8 protein-coding genes are annotated in these 12,621 nt (G+C 40.7%); 3 read left to right on the top strand and 5 right to left on the bottom strand.

Annotated elements, in window-relative coordinates:
• Window positions 1-110 precede the first annotated feature (110 nt).
• A complete protein-coding gene (locus R7Q46_RS12855) occupies window positions 111-527 on the top strand; it encodes a hypothetical protein (protein ID WP_213899632.1) in 417 nt (138 codons plus the stop codon).
• A 212-nt stretch (window positions 528-739) separates the two neighbouring features.
• Here R7Q46_RS12855 and R7Q46_RS12850 read toward each other — a convergent pair whose 3' ends face one another.
• The gene (locus R7Q46_RS12850; protein ID WP_213899631.1) at window positions 740-2,044 is read right to left on the bottom strand and encodes an FRG domain-containing protein; all 1,305 of its coding nucleotides are present in this window, start codon (window positions 2,042-2,044) and stop codon (window positions 740-742) included.
• A 334-nt stretch (window positions 2,045-2,378) separates the two neighbouring features.
• Between R7Q46_RS12850 and R7Q46_RS12845 the strand changes: the two genes are divergently transcribed.
• Together R7Q46_RS12845 and R7Q46_RS12840 are read left to right on the top strand one after the other, a co-directional pair.
• The gene (locus R7Q46_RS12845) at window positions 2,379-6,860 is read left to right on the top strand and encodes a hypothetical protein (RefSeq protein WP_213899630.1); all 4,482 of its coding nucleotides are present in this window, start codon (window positions 2,379-2,381) and stop codon (window positions 6,858-6,860) included.
• Between the two features lie 421 nt (window positions 6,861-7,281).
• Window positions 7,282-7,791: a hypothetical protein gene (locus R7Q46_RS12840; RefSeq protein ID WP_213899629.1), complete on the top strand. Its 510-nt coding sequence runs from the start codon at window positions 7,282-7,284 to the stop codon at window positions 7,789-7,791.
• Between the two features lie 635 nt (window positions 7,792-8,426).
• On the opposite strand, the gene R7Q46_RS12835 is transcribed toward R7Q46_RS12840, so the two are convergent.
• The 4 genes from R7Q46_RS12835 to R7Q46_RS12820 all read right to left on the bottom strand — a co-directional run bounded on the left by R7Q46_RS12835 (window position 8,427) and on the right by R7Q46_RS12820 (window position 12,573).
• Entirely contained in the window at window positions 8,427-8,738 is a 312-nt protein-coding gene (locus R7Q46_RS12835) for a hypothetical protein (protein WP_025767076.1), read from the bottom strand.
• 74 nt (window positions 8,739-8,812) lie between these two features.
• Complete coding sequence (locus R7Q46_RS12830; RefSeq protein ID WP_077284301.1) at window positions 8,813-9,334, bottom strand: hypothetical protein; 522 nt, start codon at window positions 9,332-9,334, stop codon at window positions 8,813-8,815.
• Between the two features lie 15 nt (window positions 9,335-9,349).
• The gene (locus R7Q46_RS12825) at window positions 9,350-11,965 is read right to left on the bottom strand and encodes a DNA topoisomerase (RefSeq protein WP_077284299.1); all 2,616 of its coding nucleotides are present in this window, start codon (window positions 11,963-11,965) and stop codon (window positions 9,350-9,352) included.
• 2 nt (window positions 11,966-11,967) lie between these two features.
• A complete protein-coding gene (locus tag R7Q46_RS12820; protein WP_025633990.1) occupies window positions 11,968-12,573 on the bottom strand; it encodes a transglycosylase SLT domain-containing protein in 606 nt (201 codons plus the stop codon).
• Between the last annotated feature and the right edge of the window lie 48 nt (window positions 12,574-12,621).

Here is a 12,621-nt window from a genome sequence, read left to right as displayed (position 1 = left end):
TATGAACCTCTTAGTTGACTGTGGTTGAGTATCGCGCTCATTATGCATAGAAACGAGTACAATTTGGTAACCTTAAGCTTTAAAAAATTGTTTACTAGGAGTGGTACAACATGGATAAAGAACTATCTGGGGTAGAGAAGCTTCGTGATGGGGCCAATTATCTTCGCAAAGTTATCGGTATCAGTACTGAATTTCTTAGCTCAATACAGAAAAGAATGGGGTCTCCCAAAACTCTCTTGGATACTTTTGTAAGAGTATACTTTTCTACCTTTGGTTGTATTTTGATTGGGGTGTATTTCGTGATGATGATATTAAAGCCATGGTTTGATGGTGGTGGAAATTGGTCATATGTCCAAGAAGTTTGGTCTCATTGGCAAACTCTGAATGCAGCAATGATTGCTTTTACAGCAAGCTTATTGGCGGTTTATGCGGCTAAATATCACGAAGAAAAGAATCGAGAGATGTCGGTGGACAACAAAGATCGAAACTCTGACGATAAAGTTCGCCACTTTTACATTAAAGATTGAAACTTTATAAGGAGCAGTGCTTACAGGATAAGCACTGCTCCTTATAAAGGATATTTAATCTCAGAATCGTTTTTGGACAGAATCAATTTAGAGTATTTACTTAATTTAGCAAACCACGAATTACTTCATGTAGGGAAAACTCGATACTCGTGGCGAACTTTAATAAGCCATTACGTAATTGGTAATTTCATGGTCCATGTAAACTATTCCCCTTACAACGTTAAAAGCTCTTCAGCGATGTGCAGTGCAGAAATATTACGATTATGTATATTCTCGTTACCACAGTCGCATTCATATTCATGATATTCCCGTTCCCATAAACCACTCGACTTTCTACGATAGAACCAGCCTGGACTAAATCCAGCATTGGTCATTTCAATACCAGGATGCATAACGACTAATGCGCAAACTTCAAAAAGTTCCGATGAGTGAGAAATTATACCAACCCCTTTTTGATAAATAATGTTATCTCCCACATTAGGATGTTTAACGATTTCATCTATTTCAAATGCTAGGTAGTTATTCCCTTCAAGCTTTTTTTCGATTTTAGGAAAATTCAATGGTGTGTTTGTATCAGCACTTCCGAAAAGAATTAATTCTGATGCAGAAATAATTTCACCACCAGTCAGTAATCCATAGCGAGACTCTAATGAATCGAACATTTCACTTATCGTCTGACCTCGGTAAAAAGCAGTTGTAGGTGAAGCGATTTTTTCAAAACTGTTTTGATATTCTGGCAATTCAAGTGCTCGCTGAAAGACTGGAACCGAAAACTCTGGATCACGGAGCGACTTTATTTCTCGCCACGGCAACTCTAGTAGTGCTTTCAAAATTGGATCTTTTGAAGCTGGCGGAAACAAAGAATCAGTGTTTGTTAAATCGTGTAAGCTTGCATAGTCCCGAAAGATGCTCCTACTCGCTGTAATATGAGCAACAAAACACTCCTTGGGTATCGGTTTCCCTAAAGTCGGTCCTAACAGCCATGCTTTTTGCGCATCTGTTCGGAGAAAAGTTCCACTAAGTGTTAATGTAGACAAATCTACAAGTCCTACTTCTTTTGCGATTGATTTATCAATTATATAAAGATGCCCGTCACCCTCTTCAAAATTATACTGCGCAAACTTCTTGCGCTCCCAGAGAAAGTTTTCACCACAATCTTCACACATATCGATGCCTAGTGACTCAGTGTACTTATGACTAGCAAACCATGCGCTCACGGCTGGGCTGGATGAGCAATCAATATAAAATGATCTCCATCCATAATGCTGTAAAAGTGCTTGTACATAACTAATATCTTTAACATGGTCACCAATAAGGACCTCAAGAACTTTACTGGCATAACTCATCCACTTTACGGCTTCAGAAGGAACGCAAACTCTGCGGTCAAATGAGGCTATAACAGAAGGATGACTAGGCTCACCGTAATGTTCAAGCTGCCCCCTGAAAAGTACCGCCTCGCCATACGTGGCAATTAACTCTTGCAGTTCATGAAGCGTGTTTACTTTTAACTGTTTCACTTTGTCTCCATATACAAAATAATTGGACTTACCGTTTCTGAATCGAGCTACAACTTCGTATCAAACTAAGTACATAATCATCCACTAGAAAAAGTTGGTCAATTTATGACAAAAGAAATTTGTCCTAAATCTTTGGCTGGCAAGCTTTGGGGCATAAACGAGTCAAGACGGTTAGACCTGAGTTTTACTCCTATTAATGAGGTGTAAGTCATTGATTGGATGTTTGAATTACGTCAACAAAGTATTCTAGTTGTTTGATATATTATTCTTTCCTAGTTGTTATCTTTCAAACCCCAATTTCGCAACCTTCCAGACAGGAAAAGGACATACAAACTTGATTGATTTTTCTTCTATAAATGCGTTCAACAAAGGGCCTAGAGAGTCCTTTGAAGATCTAATTTGTGTGCTTGCTCGTCGAGAGAACCCTAAAAATGGTCTTGAATTCCAACCGAATGATGGTTGTGGAGGAGATGGAGGTGTAGAGGCTCTTTGGATTCTAAACAATGGAAGGAAAATTGGTTATCAAGCAAAGTATTTCACTTCGATTGGTGACTCCCAATGGAGTCAAATGGATGAGTCGGTAGAACAAGCGTTAAAGGTACACCCTGAACTTCAAACTTATATTTTCGCAATACCAAAAGACTTAACTCCACCTAGAGGGACGAAAGGTAAATCTCAGCGAGAAAAGTGGGATGAGCGAGTAAATAAGTGGAAAGGTTGGGCAGAAGAAAAGTCAATTGACATTGAATTCGAGCTTTGGTCCGAAACTACTCTAAAAGAAATGCTCCTTCGAAAAGAGAATGCCGCATTGATCAAGTTTTGGTTTGGAGGTGATGTACTAAACGATTCTTGGTTTGAAGACCAAGTTAATACTGCGAAACGAGCGTTAGATGACCGTTTCAATCCTCACGATCACGTAGAAGTCTCGGTTGAATCTTTGTTTGACACCATAGCTCGAGGTCCAAGCACGACTGAGCAGTTGATAGGCGCATTCAATGAGCTTGAGGAATCAAGAGTTCCCACTATAGAGTTCTCTTCAGCAGATCTTGCATCAGATGCCGACACACTTTTAATTGCAAATGAGACATGGCAGGAACTTGTTCAGCTTAAAGGTTCGTTTACACACGACTTAAATGAAGAATGGAACATTGAGGTAGCAACGAGTATTTTAGATCGGCTTCAAGACGCTGTTTGGAAACTTGAAAGACAGTACGCTTCGGTAGATAAAGGTATATTGATAGAGGATGATAAAAGCAAACTTGAAAATGTGCGTATACGTCTCCAAGAGCTTTCATCCTCTTGCTTTTCATTAAGAGAAATTCTAAGAAATTCTAACTTTATAGCAGAGTCATTACGCTGCGCTCTAATTTATGGACCTGCAGGTGCGGGAAAGTCTCATATTCTAGGGCAAGTTGCAGAGCAGCGAACTAGTGCAGGATTACCAACAGTCCTAGTGTTAGGCCAGAGTTTCTCGACGTCAGTATTTTGGGAGCAATTCGGCGGAATTTGTGGTCTAGAGGGTAGAACAGTCGATGATGTTTTGGGCCCCCTGAATACAGCTGGCGAACGTAAAGGTGAGCGGACCATTCTGCTCTTTGACGCAATCAACGAGGGTGTTGGTGCACATTACTGGAAGTGTAATCTCCCGGAAATAGTTAACGCGATTCAAAAATACCCTTACCTATCAGCAGTTTTCTCTTGTCGTGATGAGTATCTTCCTTATGCGGTTCCGGATAGTTTGCTCGAAAAACTTCCTAAATATCGGATAAATGGGTTTTCCACTCCGGAGGAGATGGAACGTGCAGCAATTCGATACCTTGATACCAAAGGCATAGCTCGGCCCAATACACCATGGTTATCGCCAGAATTCAACAATCCATTATTCCTAAAAACGACTAGTGAGGCTTTGCATGCTAAAGGACTTACGGAATTTCCTCGCGGGTTGAACGGAATATCACAAACTATGGCCCTGTATCTCGATGCGTTGAGTTGGCGCACTGGGATACAAACAGCAAACTCAGCTACCATTTCAAATTCCATTAAAAAATGTGTTGTTCAAGTCGCTAGTATGATGGCTATGAATGGTTGCGATTTCATAGAAGTCGAAGATGCGATAGCAATTGCAGACGAGAGCTTTAAGGGTAGAACTGCGCCAGAAGGAAAAACTTGGCTACAGGTGTTAATAGAAACAAGTTTATTCAGACGCGACCCGCCTCCTTATTCGGAATGTTATGATCCCTTTAATCCCCCATCAGAACTAGTGCGCTTCTCATTTCAGAGGTTCCAAGATCACCTCATGGCGACATCCTTGCTTTCGAAAGTGTCTAGGGAACAGTTAAATACGGCTTTCGATGCGGGCTTTCCTCTGAATTTCCTATTTTATGATGGGAAGCCAGACCATGGTCTTCACTATCAATATACAGGATTGATTAGCGCTCTATCCACAATCTACCCAGAGAAACTCGGGGTAGAATTTGCTAAAACTCTACCCGATTGGGAATTACATTGGGAAAGAGAACAGTCACTGCAGGAGAGCTTTGCGGAAAGCTTCAAGTGGAGGAGTGCAGATGCCTTTTCGAATGACTCGCGAGAATTACTGAACCGATTAGATGGCTACAATGTTGAGCCTCTAGGGTTACTCTTGGAAGTTTCAATGACTATTGACCATCCTTTTAACGCTCTTCGCCTTCATGAACGTCTGAAGCAATGGCAAATGCCAGAAAGAGATAGTCATTGGACACGTTGGATTAATTGGGCGTCGCGAGAAGAACTCAATCAAGTTGAAAGAATTGTCTCATGGGCGTTATCAAAGCATAGTCGCACTGCAGATTTAAAACATTTGGAGTTAGCGTCATTAGTTTTGGTATGGTCCTTATCTTCGTCTAACCAGACATTGCGTGACCAAGCGACCAAAGCACTAACGACGCTATTTTTAGTAAACTCAAACATATTTACCTTCCTGCTCGAAAAGTTGCACGATTGCGATGATCCGTATGTTATAGAGCGACTCTATGCAGCAGCCTTTGGAGCTTGTTGCATCGATCAAAGCTCTGAACGTCTAAATGTTTACTCGCATGAAGTCTTCGCCAAAGTTTTTGCAGACAAACAGCCACCGGTAGCACTACTTACTAGAGACTATGCATTGGGGATAATTGAACTTGCAAATAGCAAGCACGCATTGAGTGAAGGTATTAACCTAGAAGACTGCTATCACCCTCTAGGCTCTGAACCTCCAATATTTGGTCTGACTGAAGATGAAGTAGAGAAAATTGCTGAAGAAAGAGGAGGCAAAGAAATATTTAGTTCTGCTTCAAGTGAGTGGGGGGACTATGGGAAATACAGTATCCCAGGTCGTGTGCGAAATTTTTTAACTACTCCCCTTAGTAGTCCAAAACCAGTTTCGAAGAAAGAACTAAAGCGAGTTTTTTTAGAGGAAGTGATACATCCCTTCACTGAGCGCGTCGACGCTCTAGAGGAGTTTGAAAAAGCATCCAGTCCCAATTATTTTCAAGCTATATTTTTTGCTCAACCAGAGAATGAGGCTGTCAAAACGGAAGCTACAGCTCTAGAAGAAGCAATAGTTAATGCTCGCCACCGCTTAGAAAGCTTATTAAGTGAAGACGAGAGGAAAAGACTTTCGTTGGACTACCTTCGTGATGGTGGCTACGAGGAGTTTGATTCGGTTGATATACAACAATGCAGATTATGGATCACTAAAAGAGCCTATGAACTTGGTTGGAACTCAGATCTTTTTCCTAGAGATGGATATGGTACTAGTAACTCAAGACATGAAAATGACCTAGAGCGGATAGGTAAAAAATACCAAAGAATTGCTTTAGACGAAATTCAAGCCCGATTAGCTGACAACTACTGGTTTCTTGAAGGCGGATGGGGAGCTGAAAAGCCGTGTATTTATCGATATAGCCATCATGACTTTCGACGAAATATTGAACCAACTATATTACCTCCCGTAAAACAAGACCTCCACCTTGAAAAATGGATGGTAGAGCCAATTATCGAGCTTCCCGAAGTTACAGAAGAGAATTTGAAGCAGTGGCCTTTTGAAGAAGATCCGACGCTGACGATGATTGAGAAGCTCTCTAGGATTGATGAAAATAATAAGGCGTGGAGTGTGCTGTATGAATTCAATTGTTCTAGCGAAAAATATCAAGGTCGTAGAGTCGGCATGCATGGAATGCGATATGAAGAATTCAGATTCCTTTATTGCGTATTTCTTAAAAAAGGAAGTGTGAGAAAGCTAGCCGAGTTTCTTAGAGAGAATGAAAGTATTGATGTTGACTCTTTTAAACCGAGGGAGTTTACTGACGGTCCGTACCTTCGCGAAGCATATTGGCGCAATACGTGGGAATCTGAAAAGTTTTCAGACTCTCTTTGGAACGGGCCTGAAGAATGTACATTTGCAATACCTACAGTTAACTACCATTGGGAAAGTCATTTAGACAAATCTCTTCCTGATGGTTTTTCGAATTATATGCCACAAAAATGGTTTGCCGATGAACTTGAACTTTCGTTGTCTCAAAGTGAGCCAAGCAAATGGTTAAACATACATGGTGATGTTGTAATACAAGCTCAAGAGCCTTTTGAGCATCAAACTGCAGTAGTTATTGATGATGAAACTCTTCATGACTATGTTAGCAAGTTTGACATAGAACCAATGTGGGTAATGATTGCGGAGCGAAACACGTGGCCTAACGGAAACAATGATGAGTCTTGTTGGCGTCGTTCTGAGGGGATTGTGTGGCGTGAGGGAGGAGCTTGGCAAAAAGTCGCTTGGAACAAAGATACAAAACGATAGCCAGACCTAATGCTAAAGACGCCAACTATTACAAGTCAGGTGTATTTCGAACCACAATACTACGACAAAGCCAGTGAGAATTTTCCTTTCACTGGCTTCTGTTTTTAAACGCTCGAACCGACCATCCAGATTAGTTTTCGTAGGGAAAATCTAATTAACAGTATTTGAACGGTTTTTTCTCTAAGAAGGAAAGGGGCAAAAGCTTGCTACAGCAAAAGACAAACTATGACAAAAAGCGTCGAAAAGTTTCGAACTTTATTGTTACTTCTTGCTTTGAGTTGGCCTATTGAGTGAAATTGAGTTTTGATCTTTATTGTCAGTTCTTTGCTATAGTGTCACGTAGCAATCTGCCCCGCGTAACAGAAAAGTTTCAATCTTTGTTGTTCAGCGACAAGAGAGCCAACTTTTAGCAGCAAGAGCATTGTTACCTCAAACTCTGTCTGACTTAACTAAATACACAACTGAGATGGCTAGCTTCTACACCGAATCAATTGAATTTTGGAAAGGTATGCCGAAAAGAACAGGTAAGAAGCCTGTACCACCGAAACTAGATTTGGCCAATACAACAGCCATATTCACAAAATGCATGGAAAACGCAGACATAGATGTTGTTCTGGTAATGGCAAAAATACTAAGTAAGACTCAGTACTTATCCGCTAGAGTAGAAAATGAATATGAGAATAAGCAGTCGAGCCGTAGGCCTAGTTGGAGAGAAGATGCGGAATATCAACTAGTTGAGCTGGGAGTATTACAAGCTAAGGTAAATAGAATGTTTGATTATGGTAGATATTTGCAAAGCAAACTTGACCTCTCCGAATTTAAAAGTGATGAAATAGCCCAAGGTCTTTTAAACTTAAAGATTTCTCGAGCCCAATACCCAAATGTGTATAAGAAGTTAGAGCACACGGACTTAACATTTTTGTCTAAATAATGTACACACCTTAAGAAGTGTGTACATACAAATGGTTTAGTCTCTAAAAAACTCGACTAGATACATTAACCCTTTGATACATATGTGTGGATTGAGTTTGAATACCGAGACCATTGCTTTCCATACTCTCATAATCAGATAGATAAACCTTTGTGGGTACATATTAATCACCATTAACTATTGAACAAGAAAATTGCCAAATAGGCTACTGGTGATCTATAGTCTCGTGTGTCAGGTGTCGAGAATGATACCCAGCAGCCATAATGAGTAGTTGCAGCTACTCGATTTGGCTTCTCTCTTAAACCCTGCCTATGGTGGGGTTTAAGTGATTTTGAGCTCCAGTTTAATATCACGAAAGAAACTAAGCACAGCTACTATTTGCTTCCATGCACTGAACTACTTGAGCTCACGGGTATCAAGATAGTGCGATAAAAAAAGTTTATCAAGGTGCAGTTCGAGGATCATTTGTGGATAAAAAGCAAAATTCAAAATATCAGTCAGTGAACACTAACTAACTGAATAAGACCCTGTCTATAAGTCCAAATTACGGTTTGTTAATTCGATTTAGAAATAACCGCACCTAAAAATATTTATCTTGACAATTAAGAAACCACCCAAAATATAGTTGTGCCGTATTAACTACCTTCAGATGGGGGGCTCACTCTTTTAAACATAAAAGGATAAGTTCTTAACGCATCCCCTTTTCCTACATTTGGTCCACTCACTTCCCAAACCCCTGCGAACTCACTCGGTTCCTCGACCTTTAGGTAGTTATTCGGGTTTTGTTCCACATCATCTTTTGAACGTTGCGAAGGTGTTGGGAGGAAGTGAGCAAGCTTGCGATTTTCAATCTTAGCCGGGTTCAGAATAAACAGGCTACCGCTCTCATCTAAGTAACCTTCCACGTTCCCAATGTTTGTTTTTAATATCGTAGTCACCTTGTGCATAGATCTTCCTAGTTAGTTGATTTGCCAATACTGATAATGTCCTCCAGCATTTAACACCATTAACTCTAAATCTTCTATCCTTGGATATCTTCTTTAAATTCCCATCTCGGTGAGAATCGGAACTCTACCGACCAGCAATCTGAGGAGATAATGAAAGCTTTCCATACAGCTAAAGGGTATTGGCCTGATGCTCGGAAATTATTCGTGAGGTTATTTCTGACGAAACGGATCAATCTATCAATCTGGTCTTCGCTTGCTGTGTCGAAGCTAAGCGTAATAGAGAGATTGTCATAGTTAGGTATGTCGGCAGAACCTCTAAAGTCTAAATTAAGCTCGTCTACAAGTAACTTTAGTTCGGTTAAGAAGCTTTCGAACTTTTCCTGGTTGGTCTCCGCAAAGACTGACTTGGCGAACGCAGAGATATTAGTGTGATTGTCCACTAATAAATCTTCCCCATTAGCATGGAGAAACCCTCTTATCATCGGGACTAAATCATCCGGTGCTAAAACTTTTTGGTCATTATAAAAGTCAGAAGTTAGGAACGCCTGTTTATACTTTTCGAGAATATTATACTTTTCGAGAATATCATTCATCATATCTACTTGAACCCCTTATTTTGATGCTGTAGCAATCATTGCTTTCATACGGCTAAGTATGTTTTTTGCTCTTTCGTCATTTTCTAATTCACTAGCAGGAACCCTAACGTTTAGCTTTTTGGCCAGCTCGTTAATAGCAGCAATAGTCTTTTTACTTGGTTTCTTAATACGTTTTGCCTCTTCTACATATTTAGATAGTAATTTGGCGTTACTAATCGCTTGAGAAGGAATTTTCAGGCCAGTCTTCGATTCCAACTGTTTTGCGTAATCAAGAAACTTTTTAGATGGAGTACTTGGGACATCATCTTCGTGAGCTTTTATAAATTCTAGAGCTTTACCAAAGTCAGTCATTTTAAGCGCTGGCGGCTGGATCTTTTTGAAAGAGCATATTTGTGAAATCTTTCTTCGCATAGCGTCAGTTACCAACCAAGGGTGCTCTCGTAGCCATTGCCTCGCTTTAGCCTCACTTGCTAAGGCCTGTCTGGGCATTGGTAGTCCGAGCCCTTTACAACGCTTCTGAAGTTTATCTTTGGTTTGGTTTGAAAGTGGCATGTTAGGATTCACACCGTCTCTTGGTGTTTTATCAAACAGGTTTTTATTCAGGAAACCTATTAGCTTTTCAGTATTTTCAATTTGAGTGTTTATAAATTCCAGAGACGCTGCTTCTGCTTCTCGTTGAGGGAGTTTACTCATGTCAGAAAGTTTGAGTTCCCATTTGGCAGTAGTACCAGGGCTTTTATATGAATCAGGTAGTGCCTTATACAATTCAATCCCTTTTGGGGTGATATCAATCGAAGGGTTTTTACCCTTGCTAGTATACGCTACGAACTCACGCATTAAGATAGTTGCGATTTGAGTTGGCCTAGTAGCTGGTGTCCCAATGCCTTTTGATTCTTTGAGTGAATTCCTAAGAATAGGATTAGGCTCGAATTTTGCCGCATGGTACATCGCAAAAAGTAGTGAGGCCTCAGTGAAGAGAGGGGGCTTAGTTGTAGTAGACTCCTTTAGCTCAACATCTGGAATTGAAACATTGCTTTTGTCTAAATCGTTTAAGCTGATAGTTTGGACGGTCTCTTTACCTTTAAAGTAATGTTCCCACCCAGTTTCTATACAAGATCGCTTTGTGATCTTGAAACTAGATACCGGTTCTCCAAAAAGCCCATGGGTATCGAATTTTAAAACCCCTTCTTGAACTAAATATTTTGATGGAGGCAAATGTGCTTGCAAGTAATGCGACGTAATTTCTTCAAAGACCTGAAGAGCTAGCCCCTGTAGCTCTCCTGGTTTAGGTATAACAACAGGAGCTAGAGCATCGTGTATTTTATCTCCTGGCGTATAGCAGCTTGGTTTGAAACTTGCGCAGGTATCGTCTTGTCCCGTTTGAATGGCAGCGACTTTAAGGGCGGCTTGGCCAAATTGGTCCCATTTTGCTAGTTGAGTACATTTGTCGGCAATATCCCTAGGATTGTAATCTTTGTCAGAAATCTCTTGTTCTTCACCTCTTGGGTAAGTGATAAAACCAGAATCGTATAGGCGTTGTGCTGCATTGAGGACATCAGTGGCACTAGCGTTGCTAATCAGACTCTGTAGTTTGGTCAGTGATAAAGGCTTTGGTGGGGCAGAAGTCGCCATACTTTCATTTATATCTAAATCCAATATGCTCGCTTGCTTAAGCCTTTCCGTAAAATCCATCATAATAGATTTGTCGATATAAAGAGGTTTAGGTCTATTGTTTATGGTTAACTCCTCGACTTCTTCCTCAGACATATCAGGCGATATTTTGGATGCTAGATTTTTTTCATCCCACTTTACGCCAGGGATAGGGGAGTCATAGTCGGAGTCTTTTATCTCTGGAAGGTATCGGCCTTCAAAACTTACAGCGCCGTTACACCTGATCAGCGGTACCGGACGAAAGTGAGTTACAGATTTAAAGTTTGCTCTTTCTTGATGACGATGGTAAGTAAAACCTACAACAGTCGACTGAACTCGACCAACAGATGTCGTTGAGCTTTTCTTATCCCCTGAGCCTAGGTACTTTCCAAGCATTCCCCTTCTTGAGTAATAAGTGTAGGTGGCAGTTAGAACCATGGCTGCGTAATCTGCCATACGACGACTAGACCCAGCTAAATATTCGCCGTAGTATTGAGATGCATCGACCATTTCATCGAAAGAGGTTTGTATTGCATCCTTGGATAACCCCTTTGTTAACCAAACTCGTTTTAATGGGCCATCGTATTTAAGGAAATCTAAAATGCTACGGTATATGACTTCACCTTCTCGGTCTGGGTCTGTAGCACCAATGACTAAAGTCGCTTTGTCGACATACTGTTTAAGTAATTGGATTCGCTCTCCTGGTTTTCTTGCCGGGTATCCGTCACGAGCTGGTATGTCCGGACAAACTTTATAAGGAACCTTGCGAGGGATGCGTTCGTGAGTACGAGGATCGTTCCAACTGAAGTTCTGTATTTGCTCTGTAGGGGGAGACAGTTCGAGGAAGTGACCTGCGGCATACCAAAGGATCAGTTCTTGCCCTTTGTAGAAGCCTGAATATAATCCACCTTGCTTTCTAAGATTCAAAGCTGATGCGATCTTTTCAGCTTGAGAAGACTTCTCTGCAATAGCGACCCACATGGCTATTCTCCTAGTTTATTGACTGCGTGTATTCGGTGAGAAATCCAACGACCATACTCAGATTCAATATCAGCAAAGTGCTTCATTGCTTTCAGGCGGTACGAGTAATGAAAATATTTATTGTCTGAAGTTGCATATCGATGGTAGTTAGCGAGGCCTTTAAAAATGTCATTCGTTGCGTTTAATCTTCTGGCCAGAATGACACCACCAATAAATAGATTTGCACATACATCATCTCTGACGTCTTCCCAGTTTATAGTCACACCAAGCTTACGAAACTCTTGATCCCAAACCTTAGGGTTAACTTGTATTATTCCTAAATCACCAGAACCGTTCTTGGCTTTCTGGTCAGCTCCTGGCCAACCATTCTCGCTTCTCATGATTGTACGTATGTATTTAGGATGTATATTGTTTAGCTTGCTAGAGATTAAAGTACACTCTTCAATCTCACCTTTGTAAGTAAGAAGTAAATCTCGTTTACTTTTCCACGGCATGGCTTTGTACAGCCCCGTGTCGCCATGCTCTATTACATATTCGTAATAAGACCTTTCCGGTTCTTTAAGTTGCTCAAGACCGTCAGCTGCTGTTACACCCAAAAATTCAAACATAGACGCAATCCTCCGTTAAATGAAATATATCATTTAGCAACAAAAAAC

The sequence above is a fragment of the Vibrio sp. 811 genome (assembly GCF_033339195.1).
Note: the sequence above shows the minus strand (reverse complement) of the source record. Positions and strands in the feature narration are given on the sequence as shown.